Origin of the sequence: Rubritepida flocculans DSM 14296 (genome assembly GCF_000425365.1) — a bacterium.
GTDB classification, from domain to species: domain Bacteria; phylum Pseudomonadota; class Alphaproteobacteria; order Acetobacterales; family Acetobacteraceae; genus Roseococcus; species Roseococcus flocculans.
In genome coordinates, this window is the sequence record NZ_AUDH01000024.1 from 23,458 (window position 1) to 42,370 (window position 18,913).

Consider the following 18,913-nt stretch of genomic DNA (forward strand, 5'->3'; position numbering starts at 1 on the left):
GAAAGCTTCGGCCTTCCCATCATGGTCAGGTCAAGCGCGCCTCAGCGGAACACGAGATGCGGCAGCGCGAGGGTGAGCCACGGGACATAGGTGATCACCATCAGGCAGCCCAGGATCACGGCGATGAAGACCGCGAGGTAGCGCATCATCCGGTCCAGGCCGCAGCCCGCCACCTGCGCGGCGGCGAAGAGGTTCACGCCGAAGGGCGGCGTCACCATGCCCAGCGCCAGGTTCACTACCATGATCATGCCGAAATGCACGCCGTCTATGCCGAGCCGCCCGGCGGCCTCCTGCAGGATGGGCGCGAGCACGATGATGGAGGCCGAGGTCTCGATGAACATGCCCACGACGAACAGGAACAGGTTCACGATCAGCAGGTATTCGCCGGGGCTGTCGAAGGTGCGCACCAGCCAGCCCGCCATCGCGTCCGGCACGCCCTGGCGGTTGAGCAGCCAGGAGAAGAGCCCCGCGCAGGCGATGATGAACATGATCACCGCCGAGGTGATCACGCTCTTGCGGAAGATGGGGAAGAGGTCGCGCAGGCGGATTTCGCGGTGGACGAGCACGCCCACGATCAGCGCATAGACCACGGCGACCACCGAGGCCTCGGTGGGGGTGGTGACGCCGCCGTAGATCCCGCCCAGCACCAGCACGGGCATCAGCAGCGCGAAGCCCGCCTGGCGGGTGGCGGCGAGAAGCGGCAGCCGGCCCTCGCCGTCGCGCCTGCCCCAGCCGCAGACGCGGCACCAGATCAGCACCGTGGCGATCAGCGCGCCCCCGATCAGCAGCCCCGGCGCGAAGCCCGCGATGAAGAGCTCCGGAATGGAGGTCTGCGTCGTCACGCCGTAGAGGATCATGGGGATGGAGGGCGGGATCACCACGCCGAGCTCGGCCGCCGTGGCCTGCAGCGCGGCGGCGAAGCCCACCGGATAGCCCGCGCGCACCAGGGCGGGGATCATGATCGCGCCGATGGCGAAGGTGGTGGCGACCGAGCTGCCCGAGATGGCGGCGAAGATCATGCAGGTGACGACGCAGGTGGCCGCGAGCCCCCCCTGGATGCCGCCCACGATGGCGCGCGCGAACTCGACCAGCCGGCGCGAGATGCCGCCCACATCCATCAGGTTGCCGGCCAGGATGAAGAAGGGGATGGCCGCCAGCGGGAAGCGGTCCAGCGCGACGAAGAGCTGCTGCGCGGCCACGATCAGCGGGAAGCTGGTGAACTGCGTGACGCCCACCACCGCCGCCACGCCGATGGCCACCGCCACCGGCACCGACAGCGCGAAGAGCACCAGCATGACGGTGAGCATGACGCCGCCCATCAGCGCGCCTCCTTGCCGGCCGGCGGCCTCACGCCGCGTTGTCCAGTTCCGCGCTGCGGCGGTCGAAGAAATGCGCGAGCACGCCCACCATGGCGAAGACCGCGCCGATGGGAATGGCCGCATAGCCCCAGGCCATCGAGATTTCGAGCCCCGCCATTTCCTGGAAGCGCACGCGCTCGGCCATGATCCAGCCGAACCAGAACATCACGCCCAGCAGCGAGAGGCAGAAGGCGAGGCCCGCCGCCTCGACGGCGCGGCGCAGCGCCCCGCGCGAGAGCTGGTGCAGCAGGTCGATGGAGACGAGCGCCCCCGCCCGCAGCGCGACCGCAAGCCCGATATAGGCCATCCAGATCAGCGCCGTGCGCACCAGCGCCTCGGACCAGATGGAGGGCGTCTCGGTGGCGAAGCGCGCCACCACCTGCCAGGCGCCCGCGAAGACCGCGACCGCCAGCGCCAGCACCGAGAGCAGGGCGGCGACGCCGGTGCTGAGGCGATCGAGCCCCAGCACGGCGCGGCGCAGCGCCGCGCGCGGCCCCTTCCCTGATCCGGCCCAGAGCGCGAGGCCCACCGTCGCCAGCGTGGCCGCGACGGTGACCTGCAGCGGCAGGAGGTTCATCGGATTCATGCGGGACGCCCGGTGCGGTGCGGGAGCGGGAAGGGCGCGGGCGGGCCGCGCCCTCGCCAAGCGGCGGCTCAGCCGCCGGCCGGGCGCCAGTCGCGGATGCGGCGCAGCAGCGCGCCGTCCAGCGTGCGCTCGAACTCGGCGAAGGCCGGGGCGAGGGCCGCCTGGAAGGCCGCCGTGTCCACCTGCGTCACCACCGTCATGCCGCGGCGGCGCAGCTCGTCCACGCCGCTCGCCTCGTCGGCCGAGACGCGCTCGCGGTTGGCGCGCTGGGCGGCGCGCGCGGCCTCCATGAAGTGCGCGCGGTCGGCCGCGCTCATGCGGTTCAGCGTGCCCGGATTGCAGATCAGCACGGCGGGCGAATAGACGTGCGCGGTCAGCGTCAGGAAGCGCTGCACCTGGTTGAGGTTGTTCGCCACGATCACCGGGATCGGGTTCTCCTGCCCGTCCACCGTGCCCTGCTGCAGCGCAGGCACCAGCTCGCTGAAGGCCATGGGCGTGGGCAGCGCGCCGAGGGTGGAGAAGGCGCGCATGTGCACCTGGTTCTCCATGGTGCGCACCTTCATGCCGCGCACATCGGCCGGCGCGTTCACCTCGCGGCGCGAGTTGGTGAGGTGGCGGAAGCCGTTCTCCATCCAGATCACGCCCACCAGCCCGCGCGGGGTGAACTGGTTGAGCAGCCCCTGGCCGATCTCGCTGTCCAGCACGCCGCGGGCATGGGCGTAGTCGCGGAACAGGAAGGGCACGTCCACGTTGCGCACCGCGGGCACGAAGTTCCCCACGGGCCCGGTGGAGGTGATGGTGCAGTCGATGGTGCCGATCTGCACGCTCTCGATCATCTCGCGCTCGTTGTCGTTGCGCTGGATGTTCACGCGGATGCGGTTGTTGGTCAGGCGCTCCAGCGTCTCCTTCAGCGCGGTCGCTCCGGCCCCGTAATGGCTGTTGAGCGGCAGCGCGTGCTGCACCGTGATCTGCGTCTGGGCCATGGCGGGGGCGGCGAGCAGCGCGGCGAGTGCGCCGAGAAGCGCCGGGCGGCGGAAGACGGGCATGCGGTGGATCCTCCCTTTTGACGCCCGAGGCATAAGGCATCCGCCCCGCGGCGCGCAATCCGCGCCGGGGACGGATTGGCCGCGCCGCCCGTCTTGCCCATGATCGGCGGGGAGAGAGGGGGGCCAGACATGCCGTTTCGTTGCGACCTCGTGATCCGGAACGCCACCGTGATCGACGGAAGCGGCGCGCCGCGCTTTCGCGCCGATGTGGCGGTGGAGGGCGACCGCATCCTCGCCCTCGGCGCGCTCGAGGGCGCGAGCGGGCGGGAGGAGCTGGACGCAGAGGGCCAGGTGCTCGCCCCCGGCTTCATCGACGCGCACACCCATGACGACCGCGCCGTGCTCTGCGGCCCGGATTGCCTGCACTGCAAGTCGAGCCAGGGGGTCACCACCGTGGTCGTCGGCAATTGCGGCATCAGCCTCGCGCCCACCCGGCTTGCGAACCGCCCGCCGCCGCCGCTCGACCTGCTGGGCGACGAGGCGTGGTGGCGCTTCGGCTCCTTCGGGGAATACGCCGAGGCGCTGGCGAAGAATCCGCCCGCGGTGAACAGCTTCGCGCTGTGCGGGCACATGTCGCTGCGCATGGAGGCGATGGAGGGCGACGTGTACCGCCCCGCCACCGACGCCGAGATCGCGCGCATGCAGAACCGCCTGCGCGAGGCGCTGCGCCAGGGCGCGGGCGGCTTCTCCACCGGCCTCTACTATCCGCCCAACGCCCAGGCCCCCACCGAGGAGGTGATCGCGGTGGCCGAGGTGCTGCGCGAGGAGGGCGGCCTCTACGTCACCCACATGCGCGACGAGGGCGACCATGTCCTCGATTCGATCCGCGAGACGCTGCGCATCGGCCGCGAGGCGGGCGGCGAGCCCGGCCCCGTCGAGGTGGTGATCAGCCACCACAAATGCACGATGAGCGAGAATTTCGGCCGCTCGCGCGAGACGCTCGCGCTGATGGACGCGCTCGGCCAGGACCAGCCCGTGGCCTTCGACGTCTATCCCTATCCGGCCGGCTCGACCGTGCTGATGCCCGACAAGCTCCGCCAGGACGTGAAGGTGCAGATCACCTGGTCCGTCCCCTTTCCGGAGATGGCGGGCCGCGACCTCGACGACATCGCCCGCGAGTGGGGCATGACGCGCCGCGCCGCGGCCGAGCGGCTGCTGCCGGCGGGCGCCATCACCTTCTCGATGGACGAGGCGGATGTGCAGCGCATCATGGCGCACCCGCGCAGCATGATCGGCAGCGACGGCATTCCGCACGACGCCAAGCCCCATCCGCGTCTGTGGGGCACCTTCCCGCGCGTGCTGGGCCGCTATGTGCGCGAGATCGGCCTGTTCAGCCTGGAGACGGCCATCCACAAGATGACGGGGCGCTGCGCCCAGGTCTTCGGCATTCCCGACCGCGGCGTGATCCGCCCCGGCGCCTTCGCCGACCTCGTGCTGCTCGACCCCGCCCGGGTGCGGGACCGCGCGACCTATGCCGAGCCCACCGCGCCCTCGGAGGGCATCCTGCGCGTCTGGTGCAATGGCGAGACCACCTACCGCGAGGGGGCGGCGCACACCACCGCCGGGGTGGGGCGCTTCCTCGGCAATCCGCGCCGCCCGCAGCGCGCGTGATCGTCGAGCCGGAGCCCACGCCGCGGCGCGGCCCGCTGCTGCCGAAGGGGACGCTGAGCCGCGCCCTGCTCATGCTGGGCCTGCTGGGGCTCGGGCTGCTCTTCATCGCCTGGGTCTGGCCCGACCGGCGGCCGGTCACCGAGCTGGACCGCTACCTGCGCCGCGGCCCGACCGCGGGCGCGGAGGCGATGCGCGAGGCGCTGCTGCGCCTCTCCCCCGCGGGGCGGGATTCCGGGCCGGCCATCCAGCACCTGATCCGGCTCGGCTTCTCCTGCACCGCGCCCGACAGCGGCGAGGGCGAATGGGAATGCCTGCACCGCCGCCCCGAGCGCGGGCGGCGGCTCGTTCTGGTCGAGGCGCGGCTGCGCCTGCGCGAGGGCGCCACCTCCGGGATCACGGTGCGGATTCTCGAGGAGCCGGCCCCCTGACCGGCCTCGCGCCCCCGGCGAGCCGCGCCAGCGCCCAGGCCCCGGCCTCCGCCACCACCGGATCCTCCTCCGCCGCCAGCGCCGCCGCCGCGCCGCGCAGCCCGGGCTCGCCGCTGTTGCCGATGGCGATGGCGAGGTTGCGCCGGAACCGCGCGATGCCGATGCGCTTGACCGGGCTGCCCGCGAAGCGCGCGCGGAAGCCCGCCTCGTCGAGCCGCGCGAGCTCGGCGAGCTCGGGCGCGACGGGCCCGCGCGGGTGCAGCGCCGCCTCCGCCGCCACGCGCGCGAACTTGTTCCAGGGGCAGACGGCGAGGCAGTCGTCGCAGCCGTAGATCCGGTTGCCCATGGCCGCGCGGAACTGCTCCGGGATCGGGCCGCGATGCTCGATGGTGAGGTAGGAGATGCAGCGCCGCGCATCGAGCTGATAGGGCGCGGGAAAGGCCGCGGTGGGGCATGCGTCCAGGCAGGCCCGGCAGGAGCCGCAGTGGTCGGCCTCTGGCGCGTCGGGGGCGAGGTCGAGGGCGGTGTAGATCTCGCCGAGGAACAGCCAGGAGCCGTAGCGGCGCGAGACGAGGTTGCTGTGCTTGCCCTGCCAGCCCAGCCCCGCCTGCTGCGCCAGCGGCTTCTCCATCACCGGCGCCGTGTCCACGAAGACCTTGAGCGGAACGCCCTTGAAGCGCCGCGCCATCCATTGGCCGAGCGCCTTGAGGCGCTTCTTCACCACGTCGTGGTAGTCGCGCCCCTGGGCGTAGCAGGAGAGGGTGGCGCGCGAGGGCTGAGCGAGGCTCGCGAGCGGATCATGGGCGGGGCCGTAGTTCTGGCCGAGCGAGATCACGCTCACCACCTCGGGCCAGAGCGCCTTGGGCTGGGCGCGCTGCTCCCTCCGCTCCGCCAGCCAGCCCATGCTCCCGTGCCGGCCGGCGGCGAGGAAGGCGTCGAGCCGCGCGCGGTGCTCCTCGGCCAGATGGGCGCGGGCGAAGCCCACCGCCTCGAAGCCGAGCCGATGCGCCTCGGCGCGGATTTCCGCCTCGGGCGTCATCCGCCCGGCAGGATGGCCGTGGCCTCGATCTCCAGCAGCGCCTCCTCCTCCACCAGCGCGCCGACCTCCACCAGCGTCATCGCGGGGAAGCAGCGCCCCATCACGGCGCGATAGGCGAGGCCGAGCTCCTGCAGCGAGGCGCGATAGGCGCGCATGTCGGTCACGAACCAGGAAAGGCGCGCGACGTGCTCCGGCCCCCCGCCCGCCTCGCCCAGCACGGCGAGGATGTTCTCGAGCGCGCGGCGCGCCTGGGCGACGAAGCCCTGGGCGAAGCGCCCCTCGGCGTCGCAGCCCACCTGGCCGCCGATGACGACCAGCCGGCCCTCGCCGAGAAGCCCATGGGCATAGCCCCGCGGTGGCGGCCAGCCGGGCGGCTGGAGGCGGATCAGCGTCATGGCGCGAGGCTTACGCAGGCGGCGGCGGCGCGCGCAAGGCCCATCCCCCCGGGGGGGGCGGGCTTCAAGCCGGGCCTGGGGCGGCGCAGAATGGCCGGGCCAGCACAGGGAGGAATGCCGTTGCGCCGCCACGCCGTCTGCGAGACCGCCGCGCGATGAGCGCGCCCATCCTGATCGCGGGCGGGGGCGTGGGCGGCCTCGCCCTCGCGCTCTCGCTGCAGGAGCGCGGCATTCCCTGCGAGCTGTTCGAGGCGGCGCGCGAGGTGCGCGAGCTCGGGGTGGGCATCAACACCCTGCCGCACGCGATCCGCGAACTCGCGGCGCTCGGCCTGCTGCCGGCGCTGGATGCGGTCGCCATCCGCACGCGCGAGCTGCGCTACCTCGACCGCTTCGGCAACCGGATCTGGACCGAGCCGCGTGGCATCTACGCGGGCTTCGATGTGCCGCAATTCTCCATCCACCGCGGCCGTCTGCATGGCGTTCTTTGGCGGGCGGCCCTGGAGCGCCTTGGCCCCCAGCACCTGCACACGGGCAAGCGGCTCGCGGGCTTCGCGCAGGACGGGCGCGGCGTGACGGCCCGCTTCGAGGACGGCAGCACCCGGCGCGGGCGCGCGCTGATCGGGGCGGACGGCATCCACTCGGCGGTGCGGCGGCTGCTCCACCCGGAGGATGGCGGCATCCGCTGGAACGGCATCCAGATGTGGCGCGGGGCGGTGGACTGGCCGGCCTTCGAGGGCGGCGACGTGATGATCGTCGCGGGCGACATGACCGAGAAGCTGGTCCTCTACCCCATCGCGGAGGGCCGCAGCCCCGGCACGCGGCTGACCAACTGGGTGGTCTGCGCACAGATCGGCGACCCCGCGCGCCCGCCGCCGCGCCGCGAGGACTGGTCGCGCCCCGGACGGCTGGAGGAGGTTCTGCCCCATGTGCAGCGCTTCCGCGTGCCCTGGCTCGACGTGGAGGCGATGGTGCGCGCCACGCCGGAGTTCTGGGAGTATCCCATGTGCGACCGCGACCCGCTGCCCTGGTGGACGCAGGGCCGCGTGACGCTGCTGGGCGACGCCGCGCACCCCATGTATCCAGTCGGCTCGAACGGCGCCTCGCAGGCGGTGCTGGACGCGCGGCTGCTGGCGCGGCTGCTGGCGGAGACCACGGCGCCGCGCGCGCTCAAGGCCTATGAGGCGGAGCGCCTGCCCGCGACGCGCGAGATCGTGCTCGCCAACCGCCGCGGCGGGCCCGAGCGCGTGGTGGACGTGGTCAGCGCCCGCGCGCCCGAGGGCTTCGCGCGCATCGAGGACGTGATCGCGCCCGAGGAGCTGGCGGCCATCGCGAAGGGCTATGCGCAGATGGCGGGCTTCGCCCGATGAGCGGCGGCGCGATCCGCGTGGAGGAGCGGGGCGATGTGCGCTGGGTGGTCGTGGACCATGCCGCCAAGCTCAATGTGGTGAACTCGGCCCTGCTCGAGGCGCTCGCCGCCGCCTTCGACCCGCCCGAGGCCACGCGCGCCGTGGTGCTGACCGGCGAGGGGCCGCGCGCCTTCATCGGCGGCGCCGACATCCGCGAGATGGGCGCGATCGAGACGCCCGAGGCCGCGCGCGCCTTCATCGCGCGCATCCACCGCGCCTGCGCCGCCATCCGCGCCTGCCGCGTGCCGGTGATCGCGCGCATCCAGGGCTGGTGCCTGGGCGCGGGGATGGAGATCGCCGCCGCCTGCGACCTGCGCCTCGCCGCCTCGGAGGCGCGCTTCGGCATGCCGGAGGTGCGCGTGGGCATCCCCTCGGTGGTGGAGGCCGCGCTGCTGCCCGGGCTGATCGGCTGGGGGCGCACGCGCCGGCTGCTGCTGCTGGCCGAAACCCTGGAGGCGGGGACGCTCGAGGCCTGGGGCTTCTGCGAGCGCGTGGTTCCGCCCGAGGGGCTGGATGCGGCGCTGGAGGAATGGATCGGCCTGCTGCGCGAGGCGGGGCCGCGCGCCATCGCCGACCAGAAGGCGCTGATCCGCGCCTGGGAGGATCTGCCGCTGGGCGAAGCCATCGCGGCCGGCATACCGGCCTTCGCCGCGGCCTGGGAGGGCGAGGAGCCGCGCGCGATGATGGCGCGCTTCCTGCAGCGGCGGAGATAGCGCCGGGCGCGGAATCACCCCGGAAAGGGCAGGTCCAGCCAGGAGAGATGCCCGCCCTTGCCCGCGCCGGTGTCGAGGAACACCGCCATGCCGCCCTGCCGGCCCTTGAGCGGCAGGGGCCGCCCATCCTGCGAGCGCTGGTCATGTCCGCAATAGACGGTGATGCCCGCCGGCACCTGATCGAGCCAGTGCAGCACGCGCTCGGGGAATCCGTCCGCCGCGGTGCGGCCCGTGACCTGGCCGTAGAGGGCGCGGGCGAGGGGCCCATCCGGCCGGCGGCGGCCCGCCGCCTCGGGCGAGGGCTCGATGAGCATGGCCGGGTGGAAGGCGGCGTGCACGAAGAACCAGGGGCCGATGCGCAGCCAGGCGGGGGCCTCGGCGAAGCGGCGCAGGGCCTCGGCGGCGAGCGCCTCGCCGTCGGGGACGAGGGCGAGCTGGTCCAGCGTGCGCCCCAGCCCCTCGGCCGCCACCCGCACCCGCGCGCCGGCCAGGGCGCGGCGCAGCTTGTGGTCGTGGTTGCCGAGCAGGAAGACGCCCTCGCCCGCATCCTGCATGGCGAAGGCGAGGCGCAGCACGCCCGGCGCATCGGGGCCGTAATCGGTGAGGTCGCCGAGCTGGAGCACGAAGCGCCGCGCCGCGCGCGCGCCCTCCAGCGCGGCGGCGAAACCGGCGGAATCTCCGTGCACGTCGCCCACCACGCGCAGCCCGGTGAAGCCGCGCGCGCGCAGGCTGGCCGGGGTGAGGCTCACGCCGCTTCGGCCGCGCCGCGCAGCGCCGCATAGGCCGCGAGCGCCCGCGCCCGGCCCTCCCCGTGCTGGATGACGGGCCTCGGATAGTCGCGCCCCAGCGCCACGCCGGCCGCGCGCAGCACGGCCTCCGGCGCCTCCCAGGGCTTGTGCAGGAAGCGGTCGGGCAGCCGGGCGAGCTCCGGCACCCAGCGCCGCACATAGGCGCCGTCAGTGTCGAACTTCTCGCCCTGCAGCACCGGGTTGAAGACGCGGAAATAGGGCGCCGCATCCGCCCCGCAGCCCGCCACCCACTGCCAGGAGGCGCTGTTGGAGGCGAGGTCGCCGTCCAGCAGCGTGTCCCAGAACCAGGCCGCGCCCTCCTGCCAGGGCTGCAGCAGATGCTTCACGAGCAGCGAGCCGGCGATCATCCGCACCCGGTTGTGCATCCAGCCCATGCGCCAGAGCTGGCGCATGCCCGCATCCACGATGGGATAGCCGGTTCGGCCGCGCCGCCAGGCGCGCAGCAGCGCCGCATCCGGCCGCCAGGGGAAGCGCGCGAAGCCCTGCTGGAGCGGCTGCTCGGGCATGTCGGGGCGGTGCCAGAGCAGGTGGTGGGCGAACTCGCGCCAGAGGATTTCCTTGAGGAACGCGTCCTCGCCGCGCGCCCCGGCCGCCCGCGCGGCGTGCCAGACCTGCCGGGGCGAGAGCTCGCCGAAACGCAGATGCGGCGAGAGGCCGGAGGTGCCCTCCACGCCCGGCGTGTTGCGCCGCGCGCCATAGGCCGGCAGCGCGGCGCGGGCGAAGCGCGCGAGGCGCTCGGCCGCCCCCGCCTCGCCGGGCGTCCAGTGCGCGGGGAACTCCCGCCACCATTCGGGGATGGGCGGGGCCGGGATCAGCCCCAGCGCCGCGAGCGGGAGCCCCTCGGGCGCGCCCGGGGCGGGGAGGAGGCGGGCGGGGGCGGGCAGGGGCGGCGGCGGCTCGCCCAGCGCGAAGAGGGCGCGGGCGAAGGGCGTATAGACGGAATAGGGCCGGCCCTGGCCGGTGCGGATCCGGTGCGGCTCGTGCAGCAGGCTCGATGTGTGCAGGACGAGGCGCCGTCCCTCCGCCTCCAGCGCGCGGTGCACCGCCTCGTCGCGCGCCCGGGCCCAGGGCTCGGTCAGCCGCCCGGCGTGAACCTCGCCCGCGCCGATGGCGGCGGCCAGGCGCGGGATGATCTCGCGCGCGCTCCCCCGCGCGAGGTGCAGCGCGGCGCCGCGCGCGGCCAGCGCGCGCTCCAGCGCGGCCAGCGAATGATGCAGCCACCAGCGCTGCGCCCCGCCATGCGCCCAGCGCCCCGCCGCCGCGTCGTCCAGCACATAGACGCAGAGCAGGGGCCCTTCGGCGGCGGCGGCGAGGGCGGGATTGTCGGCGATGCGCAAATCCTGGCGGAACCAGACGAGGCGGGGCATGACCATGCGCCTGACATGGGCGCGCCCCCTGCGGCGCGAAAGGGCGTCATGCGCGCCGCGGCCGGCCTTCTCCCGCCGCCGCCGCCGTCAGGCCGACAGCGCCCCGCGATGCGGCGCGGCGGGCAGGCTGTAGAGCCGCTCCTGCCCCAGCAGGAAGGCGCGCGCCCCGCGCGGGAAGAGCCCCGCGAAGGCCGGATCGGCGAGGTCGAGCCCGCCCGCATAGGCGCCGAGCGCGGGCAGGACGAGCCGCCGCCCGTCGCTGACGAAGCAGGGCCGCGTGACCGGCCCCGCCCGGGTGAGCAGCCGCGCCTTGGGGTGCAGATGGCCGCTGATCTCGGCCTCGCCCTGGCGGGCCAGCGCCGCCCCGCCGATGTGGCGGAAGCGCAGCGGCCCCTCCTCGAGCGAATCCACCGCCGCGCCGGGCAGACCCTCGGGCGGGCAGGGGTCATGGTTGCCCAGCACCCACAGCACCTCGCGCCCCTGCAGCAGCCGGCGCAGCAGGGCGAGATCCTCGGGCGCGAGGCGGGCCGCGCCGGCGGGGTCGTGGAAGCTGTCGCCCAGCAGGATCACCCGCCGCGGATCGTGCCGGCGCAGCGCGAGGGCGAGGCGCTCGAGCGTGGCGCGCGTGTCGTAGGGCGGCAGCGGCCGCCCGCGCGCGGCGAAATGGCTGCCCTTCTCGAGGTGGAGGTCGGCCGCGATCAGGCTGCGCCGGGCCGGCCAGAGCGCGACCCCCATGGGGCAGAGCATCAGCCGCTCGCCGGCCATGTGCAGGGGCGCAAGGCTCACGCGCGGGGGCTCTCGGTCATGGGGGGCGTGTTCTGCGCGATGCGCCGGCGCGCCGCAATGGGTTTGGCCGCGCCTGGGGGGCGGGATCAGCGCCGCAGCGCGCGCGGCGCGCTGCGCGTGAAGCGGCCCCGGCGCGCGGCCCGCGGCCGTTCGGGGCGCGGCGCGAAGCCCTCCTCCCCGGCCGGGGGCGGCGTCTCCTCGAAGGCCTCGCGCCCGCCCGTGGCCTCCTCCACCAGCGCCGCGGCCTCGGCGAGCAGCGCCTCCTGCGCGCCGCCGGCCACCCATTCCCGCCCCTCCTCGATGAGCACGGGCACGGCGAGGGGCGAGGCGTGATCGAGCCGGCGATGGGTGATGCGGCCCTTCGCGCGCGCCAGCAGCGCGCCCACCCGCCCCACATCGGTCAGGCCGCGCGCGGCCTCGGCGCGGGTGGCGCGCAGCAGCACATGGTCGGGCTCGTGGCGGCGCAGCACCTCGTAGATCAGGTCGGCGTTCACGCTCATCTGCCGGCTGCTCTTCTCCGCGCCGGGATGGTGCTTCTCGATCAGCCCCGCGATGGTGGCGATGTGGCGGAAGCTGCGGCGCAGCACGCTGCTCTCGGCGATCCATTCCTCGAGCTCCTCGCCCAGCAGATCCTCGGCGAAGAGCGCGGCGACATCGCCGGGTTCGAAGGCGCTCCAGACGACCAGCGCGTAGTCGCTCGCGACATAGCCGAGCGGCCCCCAGCCCAGGCGCTCCATCCGCTTCGTCGCCAGCATGCCGAGCGAATGGTGCGCGAGCCGCCCCTCGAAGCCGTAGGCGACGAGGAACCAGCGCCCGCCGCGCGGGAAGCTCTCCACCAGCAGCCCGTCGGCGCGCGGCAGCGCGGATGTCCGCGCCTGCAGGCGCAGCCAGTCGCGCACGCTCCCGGGAAGGGCGCGCCAGCGCCGCGGATCGGCGAGGATGGCGCGCACCCGGCCGGCGAGATGGGTGGAGAGCGGCATGCGGCTGCCCGCATAGGCGGGCACGCGCGGATCGCCCTCGCCGCCGCGGCTCACCTCGGCCGCCGCGCCCGCGATGCGTTCGAAGCGCAGCACTTGTCCGGCGAAGAGGAAGGCGTCGCCGGGGCGCAGCGTGGAGAGGAACCACTCCTCCACCTCGCCCAGCACCGGGCCGCCGCGCAGCTTCACCTTCACGAGCGGCGCCTCGACGATGGTGCCGAGGTTGAGGCGGAACTGCCGCGCCACCGCGGGCCCGCGCACATGCACGCGCCCCTCAGCGTCGCGGAAGAGCCTGCGGAACCGCTCGTAGCCGCGGAGCGCGTAGCCGCCATCCTCGACGAAGCGGAGCACGTCGTCGAAGTCGCGCCGGGAGAGCGCGGCATAAGGGGCGGCGCGCGTCACCTCCGCATAGAGCTCGTCGGGGTGGAAGGGCGCGTGGCAGGCCATGGCGAGGATGTGCTGGGCGAGCACGTCGAGGCCGCCCGGGCGCGGCGGCTCCCCGTCCAGCTCGCCCGCGGCGATGCTCTCGAGCGCCGCGGCGCATTCGATCACCTCGAAGCGGTTGGCCGGCACGAGCAGGGCGCGCGAGGCCTCCTCCATGCGGTGGTTGGCGCGGCCGACGCGCTGCAGCAGGCGCGAGACGCCCTTGGGCGCGCCGACCTGGATCACCTGGTCCACATCGCCCCAGTCAATGCCCAGATCGAGCGAGGAGGTGGCGACGACGGCGCGCAGCCGCCCCTCGGCCATTGCGGCCTCCACCTTGCGGCGCTGCTCGACGGTGAGGCTGCCGTGGTGCAGCGCGATGGGCAGGGCCTGCTCGTTCAGCCGCCAGAGGGCGGCGAACATCAGCTCCGCCTGGGCGCGGGTGTTGACGAAGACGATGCTCACGCGCGCCGCGGCGATGGCCGCCATGATCTCGGGCGCGGAGGCGAGGCCCATATGCCCGCCCCAGGGCAGCCGGCCGGCGGGAAGCTGCACCCCGATCACCGGCGCGGCGCCCGCCTCGCCGCGGATCAGCGCCACCTCCCCGGCGCGGGCGCCGGGGGCGAGCCAGGCGCGCAGCGCCTCGGGGTGGGCCACCGTGGCGGAGAGGCCGATGCGCCGCGCGGCGGGGGCGAGGCGCGAGAGGCGCGACAGGCCGAGGGCGAGCTGGTCCCCGCGCTTCGTGCCGGCCAGCGCATGCGCCTCGTCCACCACCACCGCCTCGAGCCCGGCGAAGAGCCCCGCCGCCTCGGGCAGGGAGAGGAGAAGCAGCAGGCTCTCGGGGGTGGTGAGCAGGATGTGCGGCGGGCGCTCGCGCTGCCGCGCGCGGCGGTTCGGGGGCGTGTCGCCGGTGCGCGTCTCGATGCGGATGTCGAGGCCGATCTCCCGCACCGGGGCGGTGAGGTTGCGCGCGATGTCCACCGCCAGCGCCTTGAGCGGCGAGACATAGAGGGTGTGCAGCCCCTCGCGCGGCCGCTCGTGCAGCGCGAGGAGGGAGGGCAGGAAGCCGGCCAGGGTCTTGCCCCCGCCAGTCGGGGCGATGAGCAGGGCGGAGCGGCCCTGCCGCGCCGCCTCGAGCAGGACGAGCTGGTGCGGCCGCGGCGTCCAGCCGCGCGCGGCGAACCAGCGGGCGAAGGGGGGCGGGAGTGCGGTCATGCGCGCCACCCCCTATATGGCGCGGGAAGCCCGATGCCACCCCATCCCGAAACCTGGCTGCGCGTCACCGAGGCGGGCCTCTGGTGCGAACCCGGAGGCTTCTTCGTGGACCCGCTGCGCGCCGTGGACCGGGCGGTGATCACCCACGCCCATTCCGACCACGCCCGGCCCGGGCACCGCCATGTGCTGGCCACCGCCGAGACGCTCGCGCTGATGCGCGAACGGCTGGGCGAGGAGCGCGCGGGCGGGACGCAGCAGGCGCTGCGCTACGGAGAGGCGCTGGAGGTGAACGGGGTGCGGCTGTGGCTTCGCCCGGCCGGCCATGTGCTGGGCAGCGCGCAGGTCTGCCTCGAATGGCGCGGGGCGCGCGTGGTGGTGAGCGGCGACTACAAGCGCCGCCCGGACCCGACCTGCCCGCCCTTCGAGCCCGAGCGCTGCGACGTCTTCGTCACCGAGGCGACCTTCGCCCTGCCCGTCTTCCGCCACCCCCCGGCGGAGCAGGAGATCGCGCGGCTGCTGCGCAGCGTCGCGCTGTTTCCCGAGCGCAGCCATGTCATCGGCTGCTACGCGCTGGGCAAGGCGCAGCGGCTGATCGCGCTGCTGCGCGCCGCGGGCTGGGACCGGCCGATCCCGCTGCACGGGGCGCTGGCCCGGCTCTGCGCGCTCTACGAGCGGCTGGGCGTGCCGCTCGGGCCCCTGCCGCCGGCGACAGTGGCGGGGAAGGAGAAGCTGGCCGGCGCCATCGTGCTCGCGCCGCCCTCGGCCATCGCCGATCGCTGGGCGCGCCGGCTGGCCGAGCCGCTGCCCTGCCTGGCGAGCGGCTGGATGCGGGTGCGCCAGCGCGCGAAGCAGGGCGGGGTGGAGCTGCCGCTCGTGATCTCCGACCACGCGGACTGGCCGGAGCTGCTGGCCACCTGCGAGGAGGTGCAGGCGCCCGAGGTCTGGATCACACATGGGCGGGAGGAGGCGCTGATCCACGCTCTCGGCCGGCGCGGCGTGCGCGGGCGCGCGCTGCACCTGATCGGGCGCGCGGAGGAGGGGGAGTGATGCGGCAGGCGGTTTCGCCGGACCTCCCCGCATGCCGGGGCGCCGACACCCGATGCGGCGCGCCGCGTCGGGGCCCGGGCGTGCGGGGCCGCGCCGGCACGCAGCCATGCCGGTGGCCGCGGGCATGAGCCTTCCGGCCTTCGCCGAGCTGCTGGAGCGGCTGCTCTTCACGCCCGGGCGGGCGGGCAAGCTCGCGCTGCTGCGCGGCTGGTTCGACAGCCAGCCCGACCCCGAACGGGGCATCGGCCTCGCCGCCCTCTCGGGCGAGCTCAGGCTGCGCACGGCCAAACCCGCCCTGCTGCGCGAGATGGCGGCGGCGCGCACCGACCCCACCCTCTTCGCCCTGAGCTACGACTATGTGGGGGATCTCGCGGAGACCATCGCCCTGCTCTGGCCCGAGCCGGAGGGCCTCACCGGGCCGCCGCCCGCGCTCTCGCAGGTGGTGGGGGCGCTGGAGGCCGCCTCGCGCGCCGACATCCCGGGGCTGATCGCGGGCTGGCTCGATGCGCTGGACGCCGGGGGGCGGCTCGCGCTGATCAAGCTCGTCACCGGCGGGCTGCGCGTCGGGGCCTCGGGCCGGCTCGCCCGGCTCGCCCTCGCCGAATGGGCGGGGGTGGAGGTGGGCGCGGTCGAGGAGGTCTGGCACGGGGTGGCGCCGCCCTATGAGCCGCTTTTCCTCTGGCTGGAGGGCAGGGGCCCGCGCCCCGACCCGGCGGGCGCGCCCGTGTTCCGGCCGCTGATGCTCGCCCATCCGCTGGAGGAGCGCGAGGCCGCCGCGCTCGACCCGGCCGAATGGTGCGCCGAGTGGAAATGGGACGGCATCCGCGTGCAGATCACGGGCGGGCCGGGCGGGGCGCGGCTGTGGTCGCGCGCGGGCGAGGACATTTCCGCCGCCTTCCCCGAGATCGTTGCGGCGGCGCGGTTCCACGCCGTGCTGGACGGGGAGCTGGTGGTGCTGCGCGGGGCGGAGGTCGCGCCCTTCTCCGACCTGCAGCAGCGGCTGAACCGCAAGAGCGTGACGGCGCGGCTGCAGCGCGATTTCCCGGTGGCCGTGCGCCTCTACGACATGCTCTTCGACGGGGCGGAGGATCTGCGCGGGCTTCCCTTCGCGGCGCGGCGGGCGCGGCTCGAGGCCTGGTTCGCGCGCAGCCGCCCGGCGCGGATGGATCTCTCGCCGCTGATCCCCTTCGAGAGCATGCAGGAACTCGCGCGGCTCAGGGCGCAGGCGCGGGCGGCGGCCATCGAGGGGCTGATGCTGAAGCGGCGCGACAGCCCCTACCTCGCGGGCCGGGTGAAAGGGCTGTGGTGGAAGTGGAAGCGCGACCCGCTCACGCTCGACTGCGTGCTGATGTACGCCCAGCGCGGCCACGGAAAGCGCAGCAGCTTCTATTCCGACTACACCTTCGGCGTCTGGAAGGAGGGGGAGCTGGTGCCGGTGGGCAAGGCCTATTCCGGCTATACGGACGAGGAGCTGGCCTGGCTCGACCGCTGGATTCGCGAGCACACGGTGGCGCGTTTCGGCCCGGTGCGCGAGGTGGAGAAGACGCTGGTGCTGGAGGTGGCCTTCGACGCCGCGCAGCGCAGCCGCCGGCACAAATCGGGCTTCGCGCTGCGCTTTCCGCGCATCGCGCGCATCCGGCGCGACAAGCCCGCGGCCGAGGCGGACGGGGTCGAGGCGGTGGCCGCCCTGGCGGCGGAGTCGGGCGCGGCGCCGCGATGAAGGACGCCCCGCGACGCCCTGGGTTGCGGCCGATCAAGGCGGCAGAGGGGCGATGGGGGCACGCTCGGCCCGTCAAATGAGAGTGATTCGCATCTCTCTTGCGAATGGTTCGCATTTGCGGTAACACCGCGCCACCTGTCATCGGGGTTCGCCATGCACCGTCGCCATCTGCTCGCCGCCGCCACCGCCTGCCTCGCCGCGCCCGCGGCGCTGCGCGCGCAGGAGCGCACGCTGAGCCTCTATTCCTCGCGCCACTACGACACGGATCGCGAGCTCTACGAGAGCTTCACCCGCCAGACGGGGGTACGCATCCGGCTGATCGAGGCCAATGCCGACCAGCTTCTGGAGCGCATCCGCGCCGAGGGCCCGAACAGCCCCGCCGATGTGCTGATCACGGTGGATGCCGGGCGCCTCGCCCGCGCCCAGGAGGCGGGGGTGCTGCAGCCCATCCGCTCCGCCGTGCTGGACAGCCGCATCCCGCCCCATCTGCGCGACCCGCAGGGCCACTGGTTCGGCTTCTCCGTGCGGGCGCGGGTGGTGATGTACGACCGCGCCCTGGGGCTTCCGGCCGGGCTCGCGCGCTACGAGGATCTGGCGAGGCCCGAGTTCCGCGGGATGGTCTCCACCCGCTCCTCGGGCAACATCTACACCATCGGCTGGGCCGCCAGCGTGCTGGCCGCGAATGGGCCGGAGGCCACCGAGGCCTGGGCGCGCGGCGTCGTGGCCAATCTCTCGCGCCCGCCCCAGGGCGGCGACACGGACCAGATCCGGGCCGTGGCCGCGGGGCAGGGGCGGCTCGCCATCTCCAACACCTATTATCTCGGCCATCTCGCGCGCTCGCCGCGCGCGGAGGACCGCGCCATCGCGGAGCGCATGGCGGTGCTCTTCCCCAACCAGGGCGATCGCGGCACCCATGTGAACATCTCCGGGGCTGGGGTGGTGCGCACCGCGCCGAACCGCGAGGCGGCCGTCGCCTTCCTCGACTATCTGAGCGGGCCGCAGGCGCAGTCGCTCTTCGCCGACGGCAACAGCGAATACCCGGTGGTGGCGGACGCCCAGCCCAGCGCCTTCCTGCGCAGCCTCGGCCCCTTCCGGCAGGATCCGTTGAACGCCGCGCGGCTCGCGGCCCTTTCGCCCGAGGCGCTGCGGATCATGCAGCGCGCGGGCTGGCGCTGACCCCTCCGCCCGCGGCCGCGGGGCCTCGCGGAACGCCCCGCAAGGGGGCCTTCCGACATCGGCGGCCATCCATCCCGCCACAGGGTTGGGCGCGGCCGCCTTCTTCGCGTTCGGAGAAGGCGGCGCTCTCGCCGACATGTCCTCGTCGTGGCCGCCGCCCGTTTCATACCAGCGGCCGCTGATTTCGACTCCTGAGGGGCCGGTGCGGCCGCTGGTATGCCTTTGTTTTGCGCGCAGCCGCCACACCGGGTCCCATCGAAGCAAAGCTTCGATGGGTGCCCGCCAACCCTGCGCGCCATACGGTCGGCATGTCATGCCGACCGTTTCAGCCGATCTGCGTCAGGCGCACCCCCGCGCGGCGCAGGGCGGCGGCGGCGAGCAGCAGCGCGGGCATGGCCCGATAGGCGCCGAGCGGCGGCGCGAGGCGGTGGAGAAGGGCGAGGGCAAGGCTGCGCCGCCCCCCTTGGGCCGCCCCCAGGGCCTGGAGCAGATGCGCCTCCTCGGGCGCAAGGCAGGGGCAGAGCGGCGCGCGCGCCACCAGCCCCGGAAGCCCGCGCCAGGCCGCATCGAGGGCAAGGGCGGCGCCTTCCGCCCCGGCGCTCGCCAGCACCAGCGCCGCGGCCGCCACGGGGCCGGCGGGGCCATCCCCCGCCCAGGCGCGCAGCGCGTCGAGCAGCAGCCGCTCGGCCTCGGGCAGCGCATCGGCCTCGGCGCCGAGAAGGGGCCAGGCGGGCAGGCCATGTGTCGCCATCGGGAACCTCCGTGGCGATGGGCTTACTGCAAATGCGAGTGATTCGCAAATAGAAGATCG

The 18,913-nt window shown here is 74.4% G+C and carries 17 protein-coding genes; 7 read left to right on the forward strand and 10 right to left on the reverse strand.

The window, feature by feature from the left end; genetic code table 11:
* Window positions 1-41: 41 nt before the first annotated feature.
* The 3 genes from H596_RS0115095 to dctP form a co-directional block, all read right to left on the reverse strand.
* A complete protein-coding gene (locus H596_RS0115095) occupies window positions 42-1,319 on the reverse strand; it encodes a TRAP transporter large permease (RefSeq protein WP_027285587.1) in 1,278 nt (425 codons plus the stop codon).
* A 28-nt stretch (window positions 1,320-1,347) separates the two neighbouring features.
* Window positions 1,348-1,935 (reverse strand): TRAP transporter small permease, encoded by a 588-nt coding sequence (locus H596_RS0115100; protein WP_027285588.1) that lies wholly within the window; start codon window positions 1,933-1,935, stop codon window positions 1,348-1,350.
* A gap of 77 nt (window positions 1,936-2,012) precedes the next feature.
* Window positions 2,013-2,990, reverse strand: coding sequence for a TRAP transporter substrate-binding protein DctP (gene dctP / locus H596_RS0115105; RefSeq protein WP_027285589.1), 978 nt, complete (start codon window positions 2,988-2,990; stop codon window positions 2,013-2,015).
* A gap of 129 nt (window positions 2,991-3,119) precedes the next feature.
* Here dctP and H596_RS0115110 point away from each other — a divergent pair, with 129 nt between their 5' ends.
* Both H596_RS0115110 and H596_RS0115115 read left to right on the forward strand, forming a co-directional pair.
* On the forward strand, window positions 3,120-4,601 hold the full coding sequence (locus H596_RS0115110; protein ID WP_027285590.1) for an N-acyl-D-amino-acid deacylase family protein: 1,482 nt from the start codon (window positions 3,120-3,122) through the stop codon (window positions 4,599-4,601).
* On the forward strand, window positions 4,598-5,029 hold the full coding sequence (locus H596_RS0115115; protein WP_027285591.1) for a hypothetical protein: 432 nt from the start codon (window positions 4,598-4,600) through the stop codon (window positions 5,027-5,029). Before H596_RS0115110 ends, H596_RS0115115 begins: the two co-directional genes overlap by 4 nt.
* Here H596_RS0115115 and queG read toward each other — a convergent pair.
* Both queG and H596_RS0115125 read right to left on the reverse strand, forming a co-directional pair.
* Window positions 4,995-6,068: a tRNA epoxyqueuosine(34) reductase QueG gene (gene queG / locus H596_RS0115120; RefSeq protein WP_027285592.1), complete on the reverse strand. Its 1,074-nt coding sequence runs from the start codon at window positions 6,066-6,068 to the stop codon at window positions 4,995-4,997. The two genes, H596_RS0115115 and queG, sit on opposite strands and share 35 nt — an antisense overlap.
* Window positions 6,065-6,463, reverse strand: coding sequence for a RidA family protein (locus H596_RS0115125; protein ID WP_037301693.1), 399 nt, complete (start codon window positions 6,461-6,463; stop codon window positions 6,065-6,067). Before H596_RS0115125 ends, queG begins: the two co-directional genes overlap by 4 nt.
* Window positions 6,464-6,618: 155 nt before the next feature.
* Here H596_RS0115125 and H596_RS0115130 point away from each other — a divergent pair, with 155 nt between their 5' ends.
* A complete protein-coding gene (locus tag H596_RS0115130) occupies window positions 6,619-7,830 on the forward strand; it encodes a flavin-dependent oxidoreductase (RefSeq protein ID WP_037301696.1) in 1,212 nt (403 codons plus the stop codon).
* Window positions 7,827-8,582 (forward strand): enoyl-CoA hydratase, encoded by a 756-nt coding sequence (locus H596_RS0115135; RefSeq protein ID WP_027285594.1) that lies wholly within the window; start codon window positions 7,827-7,829, stop codon window positions 8,580-8,582. The genes H596_RS0115130 and H596_RS0115135 overlap by 4 nt, the downstream gene beginning before the upstream one ends.
* Window positions 8,583-8,596: 14 nt before the next feature.
* On the opposite strand, the gene H596_RS0115140 is transcribed toward H596_RS0115135, so the two are convergent.
* The 4 genes from H596_RS0115140 to H596_RS21875 form a co-directional block, all read right to left on the reverse strand.
* On the reverse strand, window positions 8,597-9,331 hold the full coding sequence (locus H596_RS0115140) for a metallophosphoesterase (protein ID WP_211225291.1): 735 nt from the start codon (window positions 9,329-9,331) through the stop codon (window positions 8,597-8,599).
* Window positions 9,328-10,764 (reverse strand): cryptochrome/photolyase family protein, encoded by a 1,437-nt coding sequence (locus H596_RS0115145; protein ID WP_027285596.1) that lies wholly within the window; start codon window positions 10,762-10,764, stop codon window positions 9,328-9,330. Before H596_RS0115145 ends, H596_RS0115140 begins: the two co-directional genes overlap by 4 nt.
* Window positions 10,765-10,845: 81 nt before the next feature.
* Complete coding sequence (gene pdeM, locus H596_RS0115150; protein ID WP_027285597.1) at window positions 10,846-11,544, reverse strand: ligase-associated DNA damage response endonuclease PdeM; 699 nt, start codon at window positions 11,542-11,544, stop codon at window positions 10,846-10,848.
* 86 nt (window positions 11,545-11,630) lie between these two features.
* A complete protein-coding gene (locus H596_RS21875; protein WP_084602852.1) occupies window positions 11,631-14,159 on the reverse strand; it encodes a ligase-associated DNA damage response DEXH box helicase in 2,529 nt (842 codons plus the stop codon).
* A gap of 33 nt (window positions 14,160-14,192) precedes the next feature.
* Between H596_RS21875 and H596_RS0115160 the strand changes: the two genes are divergently transcribed.
* The 3 genes from H596_RS0115160 (at window position 14,193) to H596_RS0115170 (ending at window position 18,102) form a co-directional block, all read left to right on the forward strand.
* Window positions 14,193-15,206, forward strand: coding sequence for a ligase-associated DNA damage response exonuclease (locus H596_RS0115160; protein WP_027285598.1), 1,014 nt, complete (start codon window positions 14,193-14,195; stop codon window positions 15,204-15,206).
* Between the two features lie 124 nt (window positions 15,207-15,330).
* Window positions 15,331-16,926 carry a cisplatin damage response ATP-dependent DNA ligase gene (locus tag H596_RS0115165; protein ID WP_027285599.1) on the forward strand — a complete coding sequence of 532 codons (1,596 nt, stop codon included), beginning with the start codon at window positions 15,331-15,333 and terminating at the stop codon, window positions 16,924-16,926.
* A gap of 153 nt (window positions 16,927-17,079) precedes the next feature.
* A complete protein-coding gene (locus H596_RS0115170; protein WP_027285600.1) occupies window positions 17,080-18,102 on the forward strand; it encodes a Fe(3+) ABC transporter substrate-binding protein in 1,023 nt (340 codons plus the stop codon).
* A 325-nt stretch (window positions 18,103-18,427) separates the two neighbouring features.
* Here H596_RS0115170 and H596_RS21880 read toward each other — a convergent pair whose 3' ends face one another.
* A complete protein-coding gene (locus H596_RS21880) occupies window positions 18,428-18,853 on the reverse strand; it encodes a hypothetical protein (RefSeq protein WP_051213166.1) in 426 nt (141 codons plus the stop codon).
* Between the last annotated feature and the right edge of the window lie 60 nt (window positions 18,854-18,913).